Genomic DNA, 23305 nt, shown 5'->3' on the forward strand with positions numbered 1-23305 from the left:
ACAGGACCGGCGCAAATCACCTGTAGTTCCCTGTTCTTCCCTGTATTTCCCTGTTCTTTCTCCTGTATTTTGGGAAAAAGAACAGGGATTTATCCGAGCGCCACCCAGCTGCCGTTGGCGCGGCCCGATTGCAGCACCGCTTCCACGAAGGCGAGCGCATCGACGCCGTCGGCGCCCGTGGGTGCGAGGAGGCTTAGGGGATCGGGCGCCCGCTTCTCGCGCCGCGCGATAATCTGCTCGGCATAGTCGCCATAGAGATTGGCGAAAGCCTCGATGAAGCCCTCCGGCAGTCCCGATACGAGACGCGTCGCCGACTTGGCGAGCGGCGACAGCTTGCCGCCGCGATGCAGCGTCTGGTCGGTGCCGTCGAGAAGGCGCAGATGCAGCTGGTCGGGGAAGGCCTCGTCCCACGCGATATGGCCCGTCTCGCCATAGACTCTGAGACGGAAGCCGACGCTCTCTCCCGCCGCCACCATGCTGGCCCACAACATGCCGCGCGCGCCATCCTTGAAGCGCAGGAGGATGTTGGCATTGTCCTCGAGCTTGCGGCCCGCGACCATGGTCGAAAGATCGGCGGCGAGTGTCTGCACTTCGAGCCCGGTCACGAAGCGCAGGAGATGATAGGCATGGGTGCCGATATCGGCAACGACGCCGCTCGGTCCGGCGCTCGCGGGATCGGTCCGCCAGGCCTGCTTGACGCCCTCCTGCTCGAGCGGCACCGACAGCCAGCCGAGCGCGAACTCCACTTGCACCTGCCGCACCTGTCCGATTCCGCCCTCGGCGATCAGGCCACGTGCATGGCGGATCATCGGATAGCCGGAATAATTGTAGGTCACGCCGAGGAGCCGCTGCGCCTCCGCCGCGCGCGCCACGAGGTCCTGCGCATCGGCGAGGCTGGTGGCGAGCGGCTTGTCGCAGATGACGGCGATGCCCCGCTCAAGAAAGGCTGAAGTGATCGCATGATGCGAGAAGTTGGGCGTCACGACGCTCACCGCTTCGATGCCGTCGGGGCGGGCCGCTTCTGCCGCCGCCATCTCGCGATAGTCGCCATAGCTCCGGTCGGGCGCGATGAAGCATCGCGCCGCCGACTGGCGCGCCCGCTCCGGATCCGACGACAGCGCGCCGGCGACGAGCTCGAACTTCCCGTCGAGACGCGCCGCCATGCGATGCGCCTCGCCGATGAAGCCGCCAATGCCGCCGCCGACCATGCCCCAGCGGATCGGTCTGCTCATCGTATTGTTCATCATGCCTGCCCTTCTCTCGCAATCCACAGATGCTGCAACAGGATGATCGTCTTTGCATCGACAATTTCACCTGAGGCCACAAGCTTCATCGCGTCGTCGAGACGCATTTCGAGGACTTCGATATCCTCGTCCTCGCCTTCCACGCCGCCGCCCTTGCCGATCCTGTCGGCGGCAGAATAGTCAGCATGGAACAACCAGATGCTCTCATTGATGCCACCAGGCGATCCCCAGATGCGCCCCGCCGGCTCGAGGTTGCGCACGCGATAGCCGAGTTCCTCTTCCGCCTCGCGCAGAGCGCAGGCTTCCGGCGCATCGCCGTCCAGCAGGCCGGCGCAGGCCTCGATCATCATGCCATCAGCGCCGGCGAGATGCGGCGGCAGCCGGAATTGCCGGACCAGCAGCACTGTTTGACGCGTCGCGTCGAAAGGCAGGATCGCGGCGCCATGACCATGATCATGGATCTCGCGCACCGCCCGCATCATGCTGCCGTCATGCCGCTCGATGTCGAGCGTGTAGCGCGTCAGCTTGGCCCAGCCGGAATAGACGAGTTCAGCCGAGGCGATGACGATCTTGGGGACAAGGGCCACCTATTCACTCCGTTCCTTGCGCATGATGTCCAGGATGATCCGAGCCCGCGCGTCGCTCAGCGCATCTTCGATCGGGCGCGCGCTCCGCCGCCGCCAGTTCGGATATTCGCGGTCGGTGCCCGGCAAATTGAGGGGCTCCGTCTCGCCAAAGAGATCATCGACCTGCACGAAGGCGATCGCCGAGCCGGTCCGGTCCAGGAACTCATGCGCCGCGATCATCGGGTCGCCGCGCGCGAGGCCGGCGGCATCGAAGGCGGCCTGGAGCTTGGCGCGTTCGGTCTCATAATCGCGCCGCTGCTTCGCCTCGTCCGGGTTGCGTTTGAGCCGATGGTCGAGCGCGAGATGAGCGCCGGAGGCCCAGCCGGCGAAAGTCGGCAGATCATGCGAGCCTAGACAGGCCAGCGACAGATAGGGATAGGCCTTGGGTGCGCGGAAGGTCACACCATCGCGCTCGAACCACAGGACCTTGTAGGAGAGGAAGTTGCCACGCGTGAGCCGCTCGCGCAGGCCCTCCGGCACCGTGCCCAGATCCTCGCCCACCACCATGCATTCATGCGTCAGGCTCACTTCCGCCACCAGACGCATGAGATGATCGACCGGAAAGCTCACATAGGCGCCGTCCTTGCCTTCCGCGCCACGCGGCACCCAGAATTGCCGCTGCAGACCCAGCACGTGATCGATGCGCAGCATGCCGCAATGGCGCATATTGGCGCGCAGGATCTGCCGATAGGGCTCGAGTTCGCGCTCCATCAGGACATGCGGGTTGAACGGCGCCAGATTCCATACCTGGCCCAAAGCGGCGAAGGGATCGGGTGGTGCCCCCAAAGAGACATCCGAGGCAAAAGCGTCTGGATCGGCCCAGATCTCGCCGCCATCGAAAGCGGTGCCGAGCGCCAGATCGCCATAGAGCGGGCTGCCGCGCCGGACCGCCGCGCTGAGCTCAGTGTCGGCCGTCCATTGCAGCCACTTGCGGAAGAGGATGGCTTTCTGCTGCGCGTCCGCAAAGGCGGTCACCTGTGGCGAGCGCGCCTCGCGCAGCTCCCGCGGCCATGTTTGCCGGGCGACGCCGCCGAAAAGATCCGCGATGGTCTCGAAGACGGCATGCAGATGCAAGACCTCGCCGCCCTCGACACAGAAGGCGCGAAACTCCGAGTTTCTCGTATCGAAGCCATCGAACGCGTCCAGGAGCGCGCGCTTGATGGCATGCCATGCCGATTCATAGTCGACAAGGCGTAGAGGCGCGAGCGATGATCCCGCATCGACGCTGATATAGATCGGATCGATGAAACGCCGATCCGACGGTTGATAAGGACTGGCGCGGCTGCGGTCGGTCGGAAATAGATGATGCAGCGGATTGATGCCGGCAAAAGCCGCGCCCGCTCGGGCGGCAGTATCGCGGAACTCGCCAAGCGTCGCGAAGTTTCCCAGCGCCGTCGCCTCGCTACCACGCAAGGCATAGAGATGGGCGGCGAGGCCGAAGATCTTCCTGCCCTCTGCCAGCGCTGGCGAAAGAAAGCACTTTTGCTCGCCTGGCGATGGCTTCGCGATCATCCGCAAGCGGCGACGGCTTTCCGCCACATCACCGCCTGACTCCGCGGCGAGGCCCATCGCCGTGAGCAGCGCCCGCTTGGTGGCGAGCGAGACCTCATGCCGCTCGCCCTCGACCGTCCACCAGACCGGCTGGATGCCGGCTTCTTCGGCGAGCGCGCTGACGGTTTGGTCGGTGGGCGCGGCACTGCGCTTGCCTTTCACCTCCTCGACAAAGACGGCGACAGAACGGGCCGGCATCTCTTCTCCCATGCCACCCAAGGCGGGCCGCCAGCTTCCGCCTTCGCGGGCTGCGGGAAGCGCAATGGGCGCTGGCGACCAGCCGGCATTGAGCCAGAAGCAGAAGCGCTCGCCCGTCGCATAGTCATAGAGAGCGGCGCCGAGCAGTTGGCGCTCGGGATCGTTCCAGTCCTCCTGCCGCATCGCCTCGCCACTGGCGTTGAGCCAGACGACATCGGGGAGCCCTGTGACATCGCTTGCCTCGCCGGTCAGGAAGCGATCGCTGATGAATGCGCCTCGCGACTGACGGAACGCGATGAGTGCCCGCACATGGTCCAGGAGATCATGATCGGCCCCCTCCCAATCGAGCCAGGTCAGCTCGTTGTCCTGCGCATAGGCGTTGTTGTTGCCGGACTGGCTGCGGCCGAACTCGTCGCCGGCGGTGAGCATCACTGTGCCGCGTGACAGGAAGAGGCTCGCCAGCAGCGCCCGCTGATCGCGCGCGCGGTTGGCCAGTACGACTCGGTCCTGCGTACCGCCTTCGACGCCATTGTTCCAGGAGAAGTCGTTATCGGTGCCGTCGCGGTTGTTCTCGCCATTAGCCTTATTGTGCTTGGCGGAGTAGGAGACGAGATCGCGCAAGGTGAAGCCGTCATGGGCGGCGATGAAGTTGACGCCGCGCGGAGTCTCGAAACTGTCCGACGATCCGGCGAGCCTGGTGGCGAGTGTGCCCACCATGCCACGATCGCCGCGCCAGAAGCGGCGGAAGTCGTCGCGATAGCGGTCGTTCCATTCGAGCCAGCGTGAAGGAAATCGACCCAGCTGATGGCCGCCTGGCCCGACATCCCAGGGCTCGGCGATGAGCAGCAGCTCCTTGAGCGCCGGATCCTCGTCCACCGCCTTGAAGAACGGTGCTTCCGGCGAGAAGCCGTTCGGGCCACGCCCCAATATGGGCGCGAGATCGAAGCGGAATCCGTCGATGCCGGTCTCGGCTGCCCACAGCCGCATGGCGTCGAGAATGAGCCGCAAGCCCGGGTCGGCCTCGGCCGCTAGCGTATTGCCGCAGCCTGTGTCGTTGACCAAACGGAAACTGCCATCATGACGATAATAGCTCGCCTGATCGAGGCCGCGCAGCGACAAGGTCGTGCCTTGCGCATCGCTTTCGCCCGTGTGGTTGTAGACGACGTCGAGGATGACCTGCAGCCCGGCTCCCTGGAGCGCGCGCACCGTGTCGCGGATTTCAGCGAAGCCGCCCCGCGCGAGGCGCGGATCGGGCGCCATGAAGCTCACCGGATTATAGCCCCAGCCATTGTGAAGACCGAGCGCCGGCAGATGCCGCTCGTCGATCCAGGCGGCGAGCGGCATCAGCTCTACCGTATCGACACCGAGGGTGGTGAGATACTCAAGGACAGCCGGATGCGCCAACGCCGCCACCGTGCCGCGCAAGGGCGCCGGCACTTTCGGGTGTCGCATCGTGAAGGCTTTGACCGCCAACTCATAGATGACCCCCGGCCGCTTCGGCATGCTGGCGCGCACGACGGAGCCCGGCCGCTCGACGATGCTCTTCGGCACGAAGGGCGCCGTCTCGACACCCTTGATCGTCAGCTCCGGACGATGCGTGAAGGCGCGGTCGAGCCTGCGCGCATAGGGATCGACCAGCAGCTTCGCCACATCGAAGCGATGGCCCTGCTCCGGCGCGAACGGACCGTCGGCGCGCAGGCCGTAGCGCTGGCCCTCGGCAATGCCGGGGAGAAAGCCCGAGAACACGTCGCCCTGGCGCTTTGACAGCGCGACGCGTTCAGTCTCCCTGTCCGCCTCGTCGAAAAGACAGACCTCTATGCGCGTCGCATGGCGCGAGAAGACGGCGATGGAAACGCCGCCTTCTGCCAGCGTCGCGCCCAGCGCGTCAGGTGATGACCGAGGGGGCATTGCGGCCGGTGCGGGTCTCGATCTCGGCGAGATTGCGGGCGATCTGGATCAGATCGGCAAGAGCGGTCTGGGTATCGCCCCCCTGCTTGGCGGGGTCGGCCCCATAGCGCTCGATATAGACGCGCAAGGTGGCGCCTTCCGTGCCGGTGCCCGACAGGCGATAGATGATCCGCGAGTCGTCCTTGAACAGGAAGCGGATGCCTTGTCCTTTCGCATCCGAATTGTCGACCGGATCGTGATAGGCGAAGTCGTCCGACAGCGCCAGGTTCTTGCCGCCAAGCGTCAGGAGATCCGACTTGCCGAGGAGTGAGCGCAGATGCGCCATCAGGTCATTGGCGCGGCCGGAATCGATCTCTTCGTAGTCATGCCGCGTGTAGAAATTGCGCCCGTAATCGCGCCAATGCTGGAAGACGATGTTCTCGACGCTTTCCTTGCGCCGACCCAAAATATTGAGCCACAGCAGCACCGCCCACAGCCCGTCCTTTTCGCGCACATGGTTCGAGCCGGTCCCTGCGCTTTCCTCGCCGCAGATCGTGGCGAGCCCGGCATCGAGCAGATTGCCGAAGAACTTCCAGCCCGTGGGCGTCTCGTAGCATTTGATCTTCAGGCGTTCGGCGACGCGATCGGCCGCCATGCTGGTCGGCATCGAGCGGGCGATGCCGGCTATGCCTTTCGCATAGCCGGGGGCCAGATGCGCATTGGCGGCGAGCAGTGCCAGGGAGTCGGACGGTGTCACGAACATGTTGCGCCCGATGATGAGATTGCGGTCGCCGTCGCCGTCCGACGCCGCGCCGAAATCGGGCGCCTCCTTCGACATCATCAGGTCGTAGAGGTCCTTGGCATGAACGAGATTGGGATCGGGATGATGGCCGCCGAAATCGGGCAGCGGCACGCCATTGACCACGGTGCCTTCCGGCGCCCCGAACGTCTTTTCGAGGATCGCCTTGGCATAGGGTCCGGTCGCCGCATGCATCGCATCGAAGCGCATGCGGAAGGTGCCGGCGAACATGTCGCGGATCACGTCGAAATCGAAGAGCGTTTCCATCAGCGCCTGATAGTCGGCGACCGAGTCGAAGACCTGCACCCGCATGCCGGCCACTTCGCTGGTGCCGATGCGATCGAGCGCGGTGTCGGGCACATCGGCGATCAGATAACGGCTTATCGCCTTGCTCTGCGCATAGATCGTCTCGGTGATCTTCTCGGGCGCCGGCCCGCCATTGGAGATATTGTACTTGATCCCGAAATCACCGTCGGGCCCGCCGGGATTATGGCTTGCCGACAGCACGATGCCGCCGAAGGCCTTGTGTTTGCGGATGACGCATGAGGCGGCGGGAGTCGAGAGCAGCCCGTTCTGTCCGACCAGGACTCGGCCGAAGCCATTGGCGGCCGCCATCTTGATCACGATCTGGATGACTTCGCGATTGTAGTAGCGCCCGTCGCCACCGACCACCAGCGTCTTGCCTTTGAAGTCCTCGAGCGCGTCGAAGATCGACTGGATGAAGTTCTCGGCATAATTCTTCTGCTGGAAAACTGTCACTTTCTTGCGCAGCCCCGAAGTTCCGGGCTTCTGGTCGGCGAAGGGTCTGGTCGCAATCGTCTTGATCATCGGGCCTCGCATTATGGTCTGATTGTCAGGATCTGTGCAGCAGGTTCTTATAGAGCATCGTGTAGCGCGCCGCACTCTTCTCCCAGGATACATCGGTCTTCATGCCGGCTTTTTGAACACTGATCCAGGCTTTGCGGTCGGCATAAAGCCTTACCGAACGTTCGATTGCGCGCGCCAGCGACGGCACATCGACGGGCGCGAACTGGATGCCGGTGGCGCTTGCCTGCTCCAGGGCCGCCTCGTTGGCGTCGACGATCGTGTCGGCAAGCCCGCCGACATGAGCGACCACCGGCACGCAGCCATAGCGCAGCCCATAGAGCTGGGTCAGTCCGCACGGCTCGAAGCGCGATGGGATCAATATGGCGTCGGCCCCGCCTTGCAGCAGGTGTGAAAGCCCCTCGTCATAGCCGATGACCGCACCGACGCGGCCTTTGTGCCGCGCCGCGGCCTTGGTGAAGTCCGCTTCGAGCGACGCCTCGCCAGCCCCCAGCAGCGCCAGCCTGGCGCCAAGCCCCACCAGATGGTCGAGGCACTGGACCAGAAGATCCATTCCTTTCTGCCCGGTAAGTCGGCTTACCACGCAGAATAGCAGACCATCGTCCTGTTCGAGGCCGAAGCGTCGCTCGACCTCGCGTTTGTTGACTTGCCGCCGCTGGGCGAAATTGCGCGGCACATAGGTGAGCGCCAGATGCGCGTCGCTCGCCGGATTCCAGACATCCGTATCGATGCCGTTGACGATGCCGGTCAATCGGTCGCGGCGCAGACGCAGCAGTCCGTCGAGTCCCATGCCGTCCGCCGGCGTGGTGATCTCATCCGCATAGCTGGGGCTCACCGTGGTGATCGCGTCGGCATAGTGCAGGCCGGCCTTGAGATAACCGACGCCGCCATAATATTCGACGCCGTTCACCGCGAAGGCGGAGGCCGGCAGCTTGAGCGCCGGAAAGACGCTCGCCGGATAATGTCCCTGGAAGGCGAGGTTGTGCACGGTCATGACCGTTTTCGCCGCGGGTCCGACGGCGAAATGCAGATAGGCCGGCGCAAGCGCCGCCTGCCAGTCATGCGCATGCACGATATCCGGCACAAAGGCCGCGATCTCGCCTTTTCCGGTATCGGCGGCGACCACGGCGAGTGCGGCGAAACGCTTCCAGTTGTCGGGCCAGTCCTTGCCGTCAGGTCCCAGATAGGGATTGCCGGGTCGCTCGAAGAGATGCGCCGCCTCGACCACCATGAGATCGAGCCCATGCGCGCGCCCCGCCAGCAGGCGCGCCTTGCCGCCGAAGAGATCGTCATAGGCGCGCAGCGCTTTCGGTTCCGTGAGCGCGGCCGTCACCGCAGGGTAACCCGGCATCATCACCCGCATCTCGATGCCGTGATGCTTGAGCGCCGTCGGCAAGGCGCCCACGACATCGGCAAGGCCGCCGGTCTTCACCAGCGGAAACATCTCCGAGGCGACGGCGAGGGCTTTGATCATGCCAGCCTGTCGATCATCGGCTGGGTGATCAGGCAGATGCCGCTTTCGGTGCGGCGGAAGCGCTTGGCATCGAGCACCGGATCATCGCCGACCACCAGTCCTTCCGGGATCTCCACGCCGCGATCGATCACGACGCGCCGCAGTCTGGCGCTTCTGGCGATATTGACATGCGGCAGCACCACCGCCTGCTCGAGGCGCGAATAAGAATTCACCCTGACCCCGGTGAAGAGCAGCGAATTCTTCACACCCGCGCCTGAGATGATGCAGCCCCCGGAAACCATCGAGCTCACCGCCTTGCCGCGCCGCCCGTCCTCGTCATGGACGAATTTTGCCGGCGGCACCAGTTCGGAATAGGTCCAGATCGGCCAGTTGCGGTCATAGAGATCGAGGGCCGGCACCACATCGGTGAGATCGATATTGGCTTCCCAATAGGCATCGACGGTCCCGACATCGCGCCAATAGGCCTGGCCTTCGTTTTCCGAGCGCACGCAGGACTGCGTGAAGCGATGCGCCACCGCTTTGCCATGCTTGACGATATAGGGAATGATGTTCTTGCCGAAATCGCGTTCCGATCCCTTCTCCGCCGCGTCGCGGCGCAGCTGGTCGAAGAGGAAGGACGTCTTGAACACATAGATGCCCATCGATGCCAGCGACATGTCGGGCTTGTCCGGCATGCCGGGCGGATCCTTCGGCTTCTCGATGAAGCTCAATATCCTGTCCTTGTCGTCGATATGCATGACGCCGAAGCCCGACGCCTCCTTGCGTGGTACTTCCAGGCAGCCCACCGTGACATCGGCACCCGAGTCGACATGCTGCTGCAGCATGAGCTCGTAGTCCATTTTGTAGATGTGATCGCCCGCCAGGATGACCATATGCTCGGGGCCATAGCTGTCGATGATATCGAGGTTCTGATAGACCGCGTCCGCTGTGCCGGCATACCACTGATCCTCGGAGACGCGCTGGCTCGCCGGCAATATGTCGAAGCTCTCGTTGCGTTCCGGGCGCAGGAAGTTCCAGCCGCGCTGGAGATGGCGGATCAGGCTGTGCGCCTTGTATTGCGTCGCGACGCCGAGGCGGCGGATGCCGGAATTGATCGCATTGGTGAGCGCGAAGTCGATGATGCGGGCCTTGCCACCGAAATAAACGGCGGGCTTGGCGCGCTTGGCGGTCAGTTCCATGAGCCGCGAACCGCGGCCGCCCGCCAGCACATAGGCCATGGCGTCGCGCGCCAGTGGTGAATGTCTGCGTGTCTCCCCCATCTTCTCCCTCCCTATCCTTCGTTTTCGAGGATCAGTGTCGCGAGCGGCGGCAAGGTCAGGAGCGCGCTGGCGGGCCGTCCATGCGAAGATCTGTTCTCGGCCATGATGGCACCAAAATTGCCCTGGCCGCTACCGCCATAATGTGTGGCGTCCGTATTGATGCGCTCGTGCCACCGTCCGGCAAACGGCAGCGGCAACAGATAACCCTGTCGCGGCACCGGAGTCAGATTGACAACGACGACCACCGGGCGATGGTTCCCGCCGGACCGGCGCATCCAGGCGAAGACCGAATTGTCACGGTCATCGGCAATCAGCCATTCGAAGCCTTCGGCCTCGCAGTCGCGCGCGTGAAGCTGCGGCAGCGCCCGGTAGAGCGTATTGAGATCGCGTAGCAGCGTCTTGACCCCGCCATGCGAAGCGTGTTGCAGCAATTCCCAATCGAGGCCACGTGCTTCGCTCCATTCGTCACGCTGAGCGAATTCCTGCCCCATGAACAGCAGCTTCTTGCCGGGATACGCCCACATGAAGGCATAGTAGGCGCGCAGATTGGCGAATTTCTGCCAGTCGTCACCTGCCATCTTGGTGAGGAGCGAACCTTTTCCATGCACCACCTCGTCATGCGACAGGGGCAGCACGAAATTTTCCGAGAAGGCATAGAGAAGGCCGAAGGTCAGCTCATTATGGTGGTGCTTGCGGTGGATGGGCTCGCGCGCCAGGTAGGAGAGCGTGTCATGCATGAAACCCATGTTCCATTTGAAGCCGAAGCCGAGACCGCCTTCATGGACAGGCCGCGACACGCCGGGCCAAGCGGTTGATTCTTCGGCGATCGTGGCGATTCCCTTGTGGGTACCATAGGCGGTGGCATTCATGCGTCTCAGGAAGGCGATGGCTTCCTTGTTCTCGCGTCCGCCCTCCTCATTGGGTATCCACTCACCCGCTTTGCGCGAATAGTCGAGATAGAGCATCGAGGCCACGGCATCGACACGCAGGCCATCGGCATGGAAACGCTCCATCCAGTAGAGCGCATTGTTAACCAGAAATGCCTGCACCTCGGTGCGCCCGAAGTTATAGATCGCGGTATTCCAGTCGGGATGGAAGCCACGGCGCGGATCGTCATGCTCATAGAGGCTGGTGCCGTCGAAATGCGACAGCCCGTGCTCGTCAGTCGGGAAATGCGCCGGCACCCAGTCGAGGATGACGCCAAGCCCCAGCGCGTGGGCGCGATCGATGAAATAGGCGAAATCCTGAGGTGCGCCGAAGCGCGCGGTCGGCGCATAGAGTCCGGTCGGCTGATATCCCCAGGACGGGTCATAGGGATATTCACTGATCGGGAGCAGTTCGATATGGGTGAAACCCATATCGGCGACATAGGGCAGAAGCTCCGCCGCCAGTTCGCGATAGCTGAGGAAGCTTCCATCGGCATGGCGCTTCCAGGAGCCGAGATGCACCTCGTAAATGGATATCGGGCTACGGTGCTGGTCGTTTTCCGAGCGCCTCTTCAGATAGTCCGCATCGCTCCAGGCGAAGGGCTCGGGGTTGGCGACGACAGACGCCGTCTTGGGCCGGAGCTCCGATTGGAAGGCGAAGGGATCGGCCTTCAGCGGCAGAAGCTTGCCCTGGGCGCCGATGATCTCGAATTTGTAGACGGTGCCGGGCAGCAGCTCGGGGACGAATATCTCCCATAGACCCGCCCCCAGCCTATGGCGCATCACATGCCGCCTGCCGTCCCAGTGGTTGAAATCGCCGACCACCGAGACGCGCTTGGCGCTGGGCGCCCAGACGGCGAAGGCGACGCCCGCGATACCTTCATGGCTGATCGCATGCGCGCCGAGCTTATCATAAAGCCTCAGATGCGTGCCTTGGGCAGCGTAGTAGTCATCCATCGGACCCAGCACCGGCCCGAAGGAGTAGGGATCGACGAGCGACCACTGGCCGGAAGCGTTGCGCGCCTCGTAGCGCAACGGCACGCGGGTCTTGAGCGCGACCCGGCCCTCGAAGAAGCCCTGCCCGCCTTTGGGATCGAGTTCTCCTAGCGACTCGCCCTGAAGGTTGAAGGCCGAAACTCTTTCCGCGCCCGGAATGACGACGCGTGCTACGTAGGATCCCCTGATTTCGTGAATGCCGAGCCGCGCAAACGGATCGTCATGGCTTCCCGCAACAAGCGCGGCAATCTCCGCTGGGTCGAGTTGCCATGAAGCCCCTGTCATACACCCCTGCTCACAAGGACGGCACGGTCCAGATTTCCCGTGCATAGTCGCGGATCGTCCGGTCGGCCGAGAACCAGGCCATATTGGCTGTGTTGAGGATAACCTTCTCGTGCCAGCGCCGGGGATCTACCCACAGATCGTCGACCTGGCGCTGCGCTCGTGAATAGGCGGCAAAATCGGCGGCGACCATAAACCAGTCGCTCGAATTGAGCGCATCGATGATACCCTTGTAGCGATCCGGCTCGCCTGGCGAGAAGACGCCTGCCCCCAACATATTCAGCACGTCTCTAAGTTCCGGCGTCGTCTCGATGACGGCGCGCGGCGCATAGCCTTGCGCGCGGCGTTGCGCCACTTCTTCGGCGGTCATGCCGAAGATCACGATATTGTCGGCGCCGACATGCTCGCGGATTTCGACATTGGCGCCGTCAAGCGTGCCAATGGTGAGCGCGCCATTGAGCGCGAACTTCATGTTGCCGGTGCCGGAGGCCTCCATGCCGGCTGTCGAGATCTGCTCGGAGAGGTCGGCGGCCGGCACGATCAATTCGGCAAGGCTTACATTGTAGTTGGGGATGAAGGCGACCTTGATCAGGCCACGCACTGCCGGATCGGCATTGATCACGCGGGCCACGTCATTGGCGAGCCGGATGATAAGCTTCGCCTGCGAATAGCTCGCGGCCGCCTTACCACCGAAGATCTTCACCCGCGGCACCCAGTCCTTTTCCGGATGCGAGCGAATCTGGTTGTAGCTGGAGATCGTCTCCAGGATGTTGAGCAGCTGGCGCTTATATTCGTGGATGCGCTTCACCTGGACATCGAAAAGCGCCGATGGATCGACCTTGAGGCCCATCCGCTCCTGGACCTCACGCGCGAGCCTCATCTTGTTGGCGCGCTTGACCTCGGCGAAGCGCGCCTGAAACGCGGCATCCCCGGCGAGCTTATTCAGGTCAACCAGCAAGTCCAGATCGTCCAGGACCTTGTCGCCGATCGCCTCGGTGACGAGCTTCGTCAGTCCGTCATTGGCCTGGAAAAGCCAGCGCCTGGGCGTGATGCCATTCGTCTTGTTGGTGATCCGATCCGGGAAAAGATCGTTCAGATCGCGGAAGACAGTGGACTTCATGAGCTCGGTATGGAGGCCTGAGACTCCATTGACCTTGTGCGAGCCGGCGAAGGCGAGCTGCCCCATGCGCACCCGCCTGCCATCATGCTCATCGATCAGCGACAGCGCCGCCAGTTGCGCGTCGCTCGCCGACCTCGAGCGCGCCTCCTGCAGCAATTTGGCGTTGATGGCATAGATGATCTGCATATGCCGGGGCAGCAACCGCTCGAAGAGATGCACTGGCCACGTTTCGAGCGCTTCCGGCAGCAGCGTGTGGTTGGTGTAGGAGATCGCGGCGGTGGTGAGCTTCCAGGCCGCATCCCAGTCAAGCCCGTTGAGGTCGACGAGGATGCGCATGAGCTCGGCGACAGCGACCGCCGGATGCGTGTCGTTGAGCTGGATCGCCACCTTCTCCGGCAGGCTTTCGAGCGAGCCAAACTGCTTCACATGCCGGCGCAGCAGATCCTGCAGCGACGCGGACACGAAGAAATATTCCTGGCGCAGGCGCAGTTCCTGCCCGGCCGGGGTGCTGTCGGAAGGATAGAGCACCTGGGTGATCGTCTCCGCCCGGTTCTGCTCAGCGAGCGCCCCCAGATGGTCGCCGCGATTGAAGGCGTCCAGACGGATCGGATCGAGCGCCTGGGCGCTCCACAGCCGCAACGTATTGACGCGCTTGCCGCGCCAGCCGGCGATGGGCGTGTCGAAGGCCACCGCCTGCACCGTCTCGCTCGGCCGCCAGCTGTGCTTGAGAGAATTGTCGTCCCGCTCGACGGTCTCGACCGTGCCGCCGAAGCCGATATCATAGGCGGCTTCGCGCCGCTCGAACTCCCACGGATTGCCATGGGCGAGCCAGTCTTCCGGCAGCTCGATCTGCTGGCCGTCCTTGATCTTCTGCTTGAAGAGTCCGTGCTGATAGCGGATGCCGTAGCCATAGGCCGGGATGCCGACGCTCGCCATGCTCTCCATGAAACAGGCGGCAAGCCGTCCAAGACCGCCATTGCCGAGCGCGGCGTCGGGCTCAAGTGCCTCGACCAGATCGAGATCGACATTGAGGCTCTTGAGTGCCTGGGTGACGGGCTCGACGAGACCGAGATTGCTCATCGCGTCGCGCAGCAGCCGGCCGATGAGAAACTCGAGCGACAGATAATAGACGCGCTTGGCGCTCTTGGCATAGGCATCGCGCGTCGAATTCATCCAATGGTCGATGACACGGTCGCGCACCGCATGGATAGTCGCCGCCAGCCAGTCATGATTGCGCGCCACCAGCGGGTCCTTGCCCACCGTGTAAGCGAGCTTCTCCAGGATCTCGGAACGTAACGTTGCGGCATCGGTGCGGCGCGGCGCCGGTTTCGGCGCATCGGGATGGATTTGCGTGACGGTCTGAACCATGGGTCCTCAAGCGCGGGATGCGCGATCCAACTCATCGTGATCTGGTGGTTTATGGTCTAGTATAACGCGACGAACGGCAAGACTAATCGACGAGGTCCAAGATGCCGCGCTTTGCCGCGAATTTGAGCATGTTGTTTCAAGAAATGCCCTTTCTGGAGCGCTTCGCGGCCGCCGCCGAAGCGGGCTTCACCGGCGTCGAATTTCTGTTTCCCTATGAGTTCGACAAGGCCGAGATCGTCAAACAGCGAGCCGAGGCCGGACTTGCCCAAATTTTGTTCAATACGCCCCCTGGCGACTGGGCGGCGGGCGAGCGGGGCGCCGCCGCCCTGCCGCGTAAGCGCGAGCTCTTCCGGAAGCAGTATGAGCAGGCTCTCGATTATGCCGGGGCGCTGGCCAATCCGCGCATTCACGTGATGGCCGGGATTCCCGCACCCGATGACGACATCCCTGCCTGCGAAAGGTGCTTCGTCGAGAATCTGCGCTGGGCGGGCGAACTTGCACAGTCCCGCGGCATCACCCTCCTCATCGAGCCGCTCAACCTGGTCGACATGCCGGGCTATTTCCTGACATCGGCGGATCAGGCGGCGCATATTCTGACGGCCGTCGCTCTGCCCCATGTGAAACTGCAATATGATATCTACCATCAGCAGATGAGCCGCGGCGCCGTCGCCGAAACGTTGCGTCGCCACTTTGCGCTCATAGGCCACATCCAGGTTGCCGGCGTCCCTGGTCGCAACGAGCCCGACTCAAACCAGGAACTCAACCTGCCCTATCTCTTCGGGCTCATTGACGAACTCGGCTATGACGGCTGGATCGGCTGCGAATATCGCCCCCGCGCCGGCACGCGCGAAGGTCTCGGCTGGCTCAAGACCTATGGCATCGGATAAAAAAGAAGCGGGAGTCCGACAGGAACTCCCGCAGTGATGGCACGAGACTAAGCTCTCCACATGCGCCCGTTGCGCGCATCCACATAAATGACCACCGACCGTCCATTGCGACTTCCGATGAATGAGTAGGTCCGTCCATCGCAATCGCGAGCTTTGACATTCCTGAAGCCGTTATTGCGGACGATCCGGCGCGCTTCACCGCAGCTCAAACGGCCAGGGCGGACGGCGGCATAATCATCATCATAGCCGCCGCGGAAACGAGGATAGCGGTTGTAGTCGTACCAGCCGTAGCCGTCATAGTAGCGGTAACGCGGGGCGACTTGATAGCTATAGAAAGGCACGCCGAAATGGATGTCGACATCCGTATCAGCCAGCGCTGACGGCATGGAACCAACAAGCCCCAGCGGCAATGCGATACTGCAGGCGAGCAATGTGTTCCTCAACATGAGTTTACCTCCATAGTTGACTTCGAAGGTAAACAAGTCCCGCCGGTGCAGAGTTCCTACACGTTGCTTTACTGTTTGTTACAGCCAAAAACTCGCAGAAGAACGAGAGAGTTCCATTACCGGAGCTCTCTCGCATCGGAAAGGCGAGCTAGGCGCGCCAGATATGGCCATTCTGCGAATTAACGTGCAGGACCACCGCCTGGCCATTGCGGGTCGCGTGGAACGTATAGGTCTTGTTGTCGCAGTCACGCGCCTTCACATGGCTGTAGCCGTCGGCGCGGATCTTCCGCTCGGCCGCGGCGCAGCTCATCGCCGTATGATGCATGACCGGTGCCGCCGCAGGCTTCTGCTCCGACGGGATCGGCTGGACCGGAATATAGTAGTGCGTGTTGTAGTCGGCGAACGCTACGCCCGACAGTCCGAACATGCCGAGAGGGAGCGCCACGGCGGCGGCTAAGGCGAGTTTGCTGAACATGGGAGTCTCCATGGACGAGGTTAAGTTACCTGTGGAGAAACCGCACCCAAGCGCTGCCGTTCCCGCTGAATCGGGTTAAATTTTGTTATTCATTTCCGAGGCTTAGATGAACTTCTGGTAAGTTTTCGTCTATCCGCTGAGCATAACCTTGATGAGGCCGTTGACGCGGCCCGCCTGCTCCATTTGCACCATGTGGCCGGCGCCCTCGATGATCTCAACCTTGGCGCCACTTGCCGCCGTCGCGTGGGTGCTCGGCAGGATCTTGTCCTCGGCTCCCCAGATGACGAGCGCCGGCACGCCGGACGAGGCGAGCACATCAGCGAGGATCGCCGACTGCCGGCCGCCGGCGAAGACGCCGGCCTTCAAGGCGCTCAGCGCCTCACCGACGCCATCGAGCCTCTTATATTTGAGGAGATCGTCCACCATCTGCCGGCTGACCAGGCCGGCATCGGCGAACAGATTCTCGAGCACCGGCTTCAGGTCGCGGCGCGAGGCCGATGCGACGAAGCCATCAATATACTCCATATTGATGTCCGGGCCGAGGCCGGCGGAACAAATCAGCGTGAGCGATGTCACGCGCGGCTTCGCCTGACGCGCCACTTCCATCGCGATGGCGCCGCCCAGCGAATGGCCGACGAGATGCGCCTTGTCGATCTTGACCGTGTCCATGAAGCTCAACACCGCCTTGGCGAGGCCCGCCACCGTCGGCTCACTTACCGCCTTGGTCGATTGCCCATGCCCCGGCAGGTCGAGCGTATAGACGGTAGCGCCCTCCGCCAGCGCATCGGCGTTGAACAGCCAGTTGTCGAGATCACCGCCGAAGCCATGGATGAGCAGAACCGTCTTGTCGCCGCTGCCGCGCTTGGTATAGCGCAGCCGCCCCGCCGCCGTTTCGGCGAATTCATAGCGCGGTCCGGCCGCCTCCTCCTCGCCCTCCTCCGCCTGAGGCACGACATAGGATCCGACAAAGGCATCGATATCGGCATCCGGAACGTCCTCGTCCGCCAGCACGCCGATCAGCGTCTTGATCGGATAGACCGTGTCTTCCTGGCCGATGCGTCGGCGCAATACGCCCCCTTCGCTCGCCTCGACGGCGCCGGCGATCTTGTCGGTTTCCACCTCCAGGATCTGATCGCCGGCCTTCACCTTGTCGCCGTCCTTCATCAGCCATGAGGCCAGCTTGCCCTCCGACATGGAGAGGCCCCATTTGGGCATGACAATCGGGATGATACGCTTCTCGGACATCACGCCTCCTCAATTCGCCATGGTCTTGCGAACGGCGCCCGCGATCTTGTCGGCGCTCGGCAGATAGATATCCTCGAGCGACGGCGAGAACGGCACCGGCGTGTGCGGCGAGGTCACCATCTGGATTCCCGCTTTCAGCGCCTTGAACGCCTCCTGCGATACCTTGGCCGAGACGTCGCTCGCGATCGAGCAGCGCGGATGCGCTTCATCGACACAGACGAGCCGCCCGGTATTCTCCACGCTTTCGAGCACCGTATCCCAGTCGATCGGCGAGAGCGTCCTGAGATCGATCACCTCGCATTCGACCTTGTCCTTGGCGAGCTGGGCCGCGGCATCCATGGCCCGATGCACCATCATGCCATAGGTCACGATCGTCACGTGCTTGCCCTCGCGCACCACATTCGCCTCGCCGAACGGGATCGCATAGGATTCCTGCGGCACATCCATTTCGAGGCCATAGAGATTCTTGTGCTCGCAGAAGATCACCGGATCATTGTCGCGGATCGACTGGATGAGCAGGCCTTTGGCGTCATAGGCATTGGACGGCACCACCACTTTCAAGCCGGGAATATGGGTGAAGAGCGGGGTCAGCACTTGCGAATGCTGGGCGGCGGCGCGAAAGCCGCCGCCAATCATGGTGCGGATGACCACCGGTGTCTCCGCCTTGCCGCCGAACATGTATTTGAACTTCGCGGCCTGGTTGAAGATCTCATCGAAGCACACGCCCATGAAGTCGATGAACATCAGCTCGGCGACCGGGCGCATGCCGCAGGCGGCCGCACCCACGGCGGCGCCGATATAGGCGGATTCGGAGAGCGGCGTATCGAGAAGCCGGTCGCCATATTTGGAGTAGAGGCCCTTGGTGACGCCGAGCACACCGCCCCAGGCGTCCTTCTCGCCGTCACCGCCCATGCCGCCGACAATGTCCTCGCCCATCACGAACACCGTCGGATCGCGCGCCATTTCCTGGTCAAGCGCTTCGTTCAAGGCCTGCCGCATGCTGATCTTGCGTGCCATGTTCCGTTCCCCCTCTCAATAAGTCACATAGACGTCGGTCATGAGATCCTTCGCCGTGGGCAAAGGTGCCGCCTTCGCCGCCACCACCGCGTCCTCGATCAGTCGCGCGATCTCCTTGTCGATGACGTCGAGCTCGGGCTTCTTGATCACGCCTGCATCCATCACCTTGTCGGCGAAGAGCCTGATGCAGTCCTGGTTGGCGCGGATATGCTCGACCTCGCCCTTGCCGCGATAGGTCTGCTGATCGCCTTCGAAATGGCCGAAGAAACGGATCATCTTGCATTCGAGCAGCGCCGGACCGCCGCCTTCGCGCGCGCGCTTGATGATCTCGCCCGCCGCTTCATAGACAGCGAAGAAATCGGTGCCGTCGACGGTGACACCCGGAAGCCCGAAGCCGGCTGCGCGATCGACATAGGAATCGACCGCCACCGCGTAATCGCGGGAGGTGGATTCGGCATAGCCGTTGTTCTCGACGACGAAGATGGCCGGCAGGTTCCACACCGCCGCGAGATTGAGGCTTTCGAGGAACATGCCCTGGTTCGAGGCGCCGTCGCCGACAAAGGAGATGCCCACGCCGCCATCGCCGCGGAACTTGGCGGCGAGCGCCGCCCCGCAGGCGAGGGGCGCTCCGGCACCCAATATGCCATTGGCGCCCATCATGCCTTTGGAGAGATCGGCAATATGCATCGACCCACCCTTGCCGCGGCAGGAGCCCATCGCCTTGCCATAGATCTCGCCCATCATTTCCTTCACGTCGACGCCTTTGGCGATGCAATGGCCGTGGCCCCTATGCGTCGAGGCAATGCGATCGCGGTCATTGAGATGCATCATGATGCCGGTGCCCGAGGCCTCTTCGCCGGCATAGAGATGCACGAAGCCCGGAATGTCGCCCTTGGCGAATTCGTTATGCACGCGCTCCTCGAACTCGCGGATCGTCCGCATCGTCCGGTAGGCCTCGAGCAGGCCTTGCTTGTCGAGCGGAAACGGATTCTTGCTCATCATTCTCCTCCCATCACGAAACCTGGCGTTTCTTCTCAATTGATCCCACCTGCCGCATCAGCCCATGGCGCGCCGCATGCTCCATGACGGCAGCGACATTGACAGTACGGAAGGCGTTTTCTTCGAGCGCAATCGTGACCCGATCACGCTCGGAAAAAGACAGCTCGCGCTCGCCATCGAGCGCAATGGAGCCGGCGGAGATCTGCGGCCCATAGGATTTTCCGGCCGCGAGCCTTTGCCAGCCGGCGATGCCGATCGGGCGCATATAGCCGGGTGCGATGGGTACAGTGAGCGCCAGTTGCGCCTCGTCGACGGGCGCGATCAGCACATGCAGGCCGCCGGGTTCGGAGCGCTTCACCGGCTCGAGAAGGCCCGCAATGGCCGACATGCCGATGACCTCGGGCTCGGCAAAGGTGACGAAGAGCTCGCGGAAGGTCTCCGGCTTCCACAGCGCCCGGGCCCCCACCACACGCTCGGTGACGAGCGCGACGTCGACCAGCGCGATCTCGGCCGCGTGGTCGTTTATGCGCACAACGAGCTTCTTGTTGGGCGAATAGGCGACGGCGGTCGGCACCCGCCCCGTCACCGCGAGGCCGACGGCAAGGCCGGTGATGGTCGGCTCGCGATGCTCGGGAAAGGCATTGTTGGTGCCGGTCGAGATGCCGGCGATCGGGATGTCGCCCGATCGGGAGACGACGGCGCGATGGGTGCCGTCGCCGCCCAGAACCACGATGGCGGCCACCCCTTGCTGGCGCATGAGGTCGGCGGCGCGGACGGTGTCGTCCACCGTGCCCGAGACCTTCATATCGAGATAGCTGAGTTCTGGAAACTCATGCTCGCGCAGATTGCGGGAACGATCGACGCCGCGCCGCACATGATGCCGGATCCCGCCATTTTCCGGCATCATGACCACCCGGTCGATGCCCGACGCCTTGAGGCAGGCGAGCACCCGGAGAACGATATTGGCGCGGTCGGTGATCTGGAGGCTGGTCGCGTTGGCGATCACGCGACGAATGTCACGTGCCGATACGGGGTTGGCAATGATGCCGACAGTCGGAGCCAATTTGGGTTCCTCCGCCACCACGATGACTCGTGAAAGTAATTTCCACAAGCCTCAAGGTAATATCCCGCAACGTTATGGGACCTTTGTCGTAAGAGAACCGGTTCATAAGAGGGTGAAGGACTCGAATAATCAATCGAAAGCTGTAAAATTCGCTCATCGGTCGGCGCATGTGTTCGGCAAACCATAGGAATAGGGACGCCGAGACCGGGGGAGCATCGAAAATTCTGATCAGACCGGCGAGGAAGTCGAGTTGAAGAATATTTTCATCGTCCGTGCTGGCGTGAGCTTCCACTTCGATTGAGCCGGCTGTGGGCACTCGAAATCGAGCGTTTCCCCCTATATCTGATTTTTAGCCGCCTTCGCCCCCGGCCTGGCTGGGCTGCCCAACCGGGAAAACCCGCGTCGTGACCGGGCGGTAACCACTTAATTTCCGCCCTTCCTCTTGACGCCTGGGTCCCCCTGCCCTATCTCACCCGACAGCTGTTGGCACTCATGATATGAGAGTGCTAGCAGGTGCCGGAAGACGGGGTTGGGAGGCCTCGCTTTCACTCTCCAGGCTCCGGCATTCAATCGAACAATGCGACCAACGAAGGAGACATCGCATGAAGTTCCGTCCTCTGCACGACCGCGTGGTTGTGCGCCGAGTTGAGGAAGACACCAAGACCAAGGGTGGCATCATCATCCCCGAAACCGCTCAGGAAAAGCCGATGCAGGGCGAAATCATCGCTGTCGGCCCGGGCGGTCGCGATGAATCGGGCAAGCTGATCCCGATCGACGTCAAGGCCGGCGACATCGTTCTCTTCGGCAAGTGGTCGGGCACCGAAGTCAAGATCGACGGCACCGAATATCTGATCATGAAAGAGTCGGACATCATGGGCGTTCTCGAAGGCAAGTCGTCTTCGAAGAAGGCGGCCTGATCCATTCCGGTCTGTAGCTCAACAATTCTTTAAAGGAAGAACAACATGGCAGCGAAAGAAGTCCGCTTCGGTGGCGAAGCTCGCGAGCGTATGCTCCGCGGCGTCGACATTCTCGCCAATGCGGTGAAGGTCACGCTCGGTCCCAAGGGCCGCAACGTCGTGATCGACAAGTCCTTCGGCGCGCCGCGCACCACCAAGGACGGTGTGACGGTCGCCAAGGAAATCGAGCTCGAGGATAAGTTCGAGAACATGGGCGCCCAGATGGTGCGCGAAGTCGCCTCCAAGACGAACGACGTCGCGGGCGACGGCACCACCACCGCTTGCGTGCTCGCCCAGGCGATCGTGCGCGAAGGCGCCAAGGCGGTTGCCGCCGGCATGAACCCGATGGATCTGAAGCGTGGCGTCGATCAGGCCGTCCGCACCGCCATCGAGGACATCAAGAAGCGCTCGAAGAAGGTCAAGGGCTCCGAGGAAGTCAGCCAGGTTGGCACCATCTCCGCCAACGGCGAGAAGGACATTGGCGAGATGATCGCCAAGGCCATGCAGAAGGTCGGCAACGAAGGCGTCATCACCGTTGAGGAAGCCAAGTCGCTCGACACCGAACTCGACGTCGTCGAGGGCATGCAGTTCGACCGCGGCTATCTCTCCCCCTACTTCATCACCAACGCCGACAAGATGGTCGCCGAGCTCGAGGACGTCTACATCCTCCTGCACGAGAAGAAGCTGTCGGGCCTCCAGGCCATGCTCCCGGTTCTCGAAGCCGTGGTGCAGACCGGCCGTCCGCTCCTCATCATCGCTGAGGACGTCGAAGGCGAAGCTCTCGCCACCCTCGTCGTCAACAAGCTCCGTGGCGGCCTCAAGGTCGCGGCCGTCAAGGCCCCGGGCTTCGGCGATCGCCGTAAGGCCATGCTCGAGGACATCGCCGTCCTCACCGGCGGCCAGGTGATCTCAGAAGATCTCGGCATCAAGCTCGAGAACGTCACGGTGGAAATGCTCGGCCGCGCCAAGCGCGTGCGCGTCGAGAAGGAGAACACCACCATCGTCGACGGACATGGCAAGAAGAACGACATCCAGGGCCGCGTTGCCCAGATCAAGCAGCAGATCGAAGAGACGACGTCGGACTACGACCGTGAGAAGCTCCAGGAGCGCCTGGCCAAGCTCGCGGGCGGCGTCGCCGTCATCAAGGTCGGCGGCTCGACGGAAGTCGAGGTGAAGGAGCGCAAGGACCGCGTCGATGACGCGCTCAACGCGACCCGCGCCGCGGTCGAAGAAGGCATCGTGCCGGGCGGCGGCGTCGCCCTGCTGCGCGCCAAGAAGGCCGTCGACGCCCTGAAGTCGGACAATGCCGACATCCAGGCCGGCATCAAGATCGTGTCTAAGGCGCTTGAAGCCCCGATCCGCCAGATCGCCGAGAACGCCGGCGTCGAAGGCTCGATCGTGGTCGGCAAGGTGCTCGAGAAGTCGGGCAACTTCGGCTTCGACGCGCAGAACGAAGAGTATGGCGATCTCGTCGAGAAGGGCATCATCGACCCGACTAAGGTCGTGCGCACCGCTCTTCAGGACGCTGCCTCGGTGTCGTCGCTCCTCATCACGACCGAAGCCATGGTCGCTGAGAAGCCGAAGGACAAGGCCCCGGCTCCGGCTATGCCGGGCGGCGGTGGCATGGGCGGCATGGACTTCTAAGAAGTCCGCTCATCGCGA

17 protein-coding genes are annotated in these 23305 nt (G+C 62.9%); 3 read left to right on the forward strand and 14 right to left on the reverse strand.

Annotated features, from left to right (window positions below; genetic code table 11):
* Positions 1 to 89: 89 nt before the first annotated feature.
* The 8 genes from G5V57_RS32780 to G5V57_RS32815 are packed head-to-tail and all read right to left on the reverse strand — an operon-like array spanning position 90 to position 14555.
* Positions 90 to 1232 carry a Gfo/Idh/MocA family protein gene (locus G5V57_RS32780; RefSeq protein ID WP_206530140.1) on the reverse strand — a complete coding sequence of 381 codons (1143 nt, stop codon included), beginning with the start codon at positions 1230 to 1232 and terminating at the stop codon, positions 90 to 92.
* A gap of 11 nt (positions 1233 to 1243) precedes the next feature.
* Positions 1244 to 1831 carry an NUDIX domain-containing protein gene (locus tag G5V57_RS32785; RefSeq protein WP_246737455.1) on the reverse strand — a complete coding sequence of 196 codons (588 nt, stop codon included), beginning with the start codon at positions 1829 to 1831 and terminating at the stop codon, positions 1244 to 1246.
* Positions 1832 to 5527: a glycogen debranching protein GlgX gene (glgX, locus tag G5V57_RS32790; protein WP_165173300.1), complete on the reverse strand. Its 3696-nt coding sequence runs from the start codon at positions 5525 to 5527 to the stop codon at positions 1832 to 1834.
* Positions 5505 to 7133: an alpha-D-glucose phosphate-specific phosphoglucomutase gene (locus G5V57_RS32795; protein ID WP_165173302.1), complete on the reverse strand. Its 1629-nt coding sequence runs from the start codon at positions 7131 to 7133 to the stop codon at positions 5505 to 5507. The genes glgX and G5V57_RS32795 overlap by 23 nt, the downstream gene beginning before the upstream one ends.
* 25 nt (positions 7134 to 7158) lie before the next feature.
* Positions 7159 to 8601: a glycogen synthase GlgA gene (glgA, locus tag G5V57_RS32800; protein WP_206530346.1), complete on the reverse strand. Its 1443-nt coding sequence runs from the start codon at positions 8599 to 8601 to the stop codon at positions 7159 to 7161.
* Positions 8601 to 9863 carry a glucose-1-phosphate adenylyltransferase gene (glgC, locus tag G5V57_RS32805; protein ID WP_165173306.1) on the reverse strand — a complete coding sequence of 421 codons (1263 nt, stop codon included), beginning with the start codon at positions 9861 to 9863 and terminating at the stop codon, positions 8601 to 8603. Before glgC ends, glgA begins: the two co-directional genes overlap by 1 nt.
* Before the next feature lie 11 nt (positions 9864 to 9874).
* On the reverse strand, positions 9875 to 12070 hold the full coding sequence (glgB, locus tag G5V57_RS32810; protein ID WP_165173308.1) for a 1,4-alpha-glucan branching protein GlgB: 2196 nt from the start codon (positions 12068 to 12070) through the stop codon (positions 9875 to 9877).
* Between the two features lie 10 nt (positions 12071 to 12080).
* The gene (locus G5V57_RS32815; protein ID WP_165173310.1) at positions 12081 to 14555 is read right to left on the reverse strand and encodes a glycogen/starch/alpha-glucan phosphorylase; all 2475 of its coding nucleotides are present in this window, start codon (positions 14553 to 14555) and stop codon (positions 12081 to 12083) included.
* Between the two features lie 101 nt (positions 14556 to 14656).
* Between G5V57_RS32815 and otnI the strand changes: the two genes are divergently transcribed.
* Positions 14657 to 15442 carry a 2-oxo-tetronate isomerase gene (gene otnI / locus G5V57_RS32820; RefSeq protein ID WP_165173312.1) on the forward strand — a complete coding sequence of 262 codons (786 nt, stop codon included), beginning with the start codon at positions 14657 to 14659 and terminating at the stop codon, positions 15440 to 15442.
* A 47-nt stretch (positions 15443 to 15489) separates the two neighbouring features.
* On the opposite strand, the gene G5V57_RS32825 is transcribed toward otnI, so the two are convergent.
* From G5V57_RS32825 to G5V57_RS32850, 6 genes are all read right to left on the reverse strand, one after another.
* Positions 15490 to 15888, reverse strand: coding sequence for a hypothetical protein (locus G5V57_RS32825; protein ID WP_165173314.1), 399 nt, complete (start codon positions 15886 to 15888; stop codon positions 15490 to 15492).
* 148 nt (positions 15889 to 16036) lie between these two features.
* Complete coding sequence (locus G5V57_RS32830; protein WP_165173316.1) at positions 16037 to 16363, reverse strand: hypothetical protein; 327 nt, start codon at positions 16361 to 16363, stop codon at positions 16037 to 16039.
* Positions 16364 to 16492: 129 nt separating this feature from the next.
* Positions 16493 to 17608, reverse strand: a complete 1116-nt coding sequence (locus G5V57_RS32835; RefSeq protein ID WP_165173318.1) for an acetoin dehydrogenase dihydrolipoyllysine-residue acetyltransferase subunit — start codon at positions 17606 to 17608, stop codon at positions 16493 to 16495.
* Positions 17609 to 17617: 9 nt separating this feature from the next.
* Positions 17618 to 18625: an alpha-ketoacid dehydrogenase subunit beta gene (locus G5V57_RS32840; RefSeq protein WP_165173320.1), complete on the reverse strand. Its 1008-nt coding sequence runs from the start codon at positions 18623 to 18625 to the stop codon at positions 17618 to 17620.
* Positions 18626 to 18640: 15 nt separating this feature from the next.
* On the reverse strand, positions 18641 to 19624 hold the full coding sequence (locus tag G5V57_RS32845; RefSeq protein ID WP_165174373.1) for a thiamine pyrophosphate-dependent dehydrogenase E1 component subunit alpha: 984 nt from the start codon (positions 19622 to 19624) through the stop codon (positions 18641 to 18643).
* A 13-nt stretch (positions 19625 to 19637) separates the two neighbouring features.
* Positions 19638 to 20687 carry an ATP-NAD kinase family protein gene (locus G5V57_RS32850; RefSeq protein ID WP_165173322.1) on the reverse strand — a complete coding sequence of 350 codons (1050 nt, stop codon included), beginning with the start codon at positions 20685 to 20687 and terminating at the stop codon, positions 19638 to 19640.
* Between the two features lie 602 nt (positions 20688 to 21289).
* Here G5V57_RS32850 and G5V57_RS32855 point away from each other — a divergent pair.
* On the forward strand, positions 21290 to 21604 hold the full coding sequence (locus tag G5V57_RS32855; RefSeq protein WP_165173324.1) for a co-chaperone GroES: 315 nt from the start codon (positions 21290 to 21292) through the stop codon (positions 21602 to 21604).
* A 45-nt stretch (positions 21605 to 21649) separates the two neighbouring features.
* Positions 21650 to 23287, forward strand: a complete 1638-nt coding sequence (groL, locus tag G5V57_RS32860) for a chaperonin GroEL (RefSeq protein ID WP_165173326.1) — start codon at positions 21650 to 21652, stop codon at positions 23285 to 23287.
* The last annotated feature ends 18 nt before the right edge of the window (positions 23288 to 23305 follow it).

This window comes from Nordella sp. HKS 07, assembly GCF_011046735.1.
Classification (GTDB): domain Bacteria; phylum Pseudomonadota; class Alphaproteobacteria; order Rhizobiales; family Aestuariivirgaceae; genus Taklimakanibacter.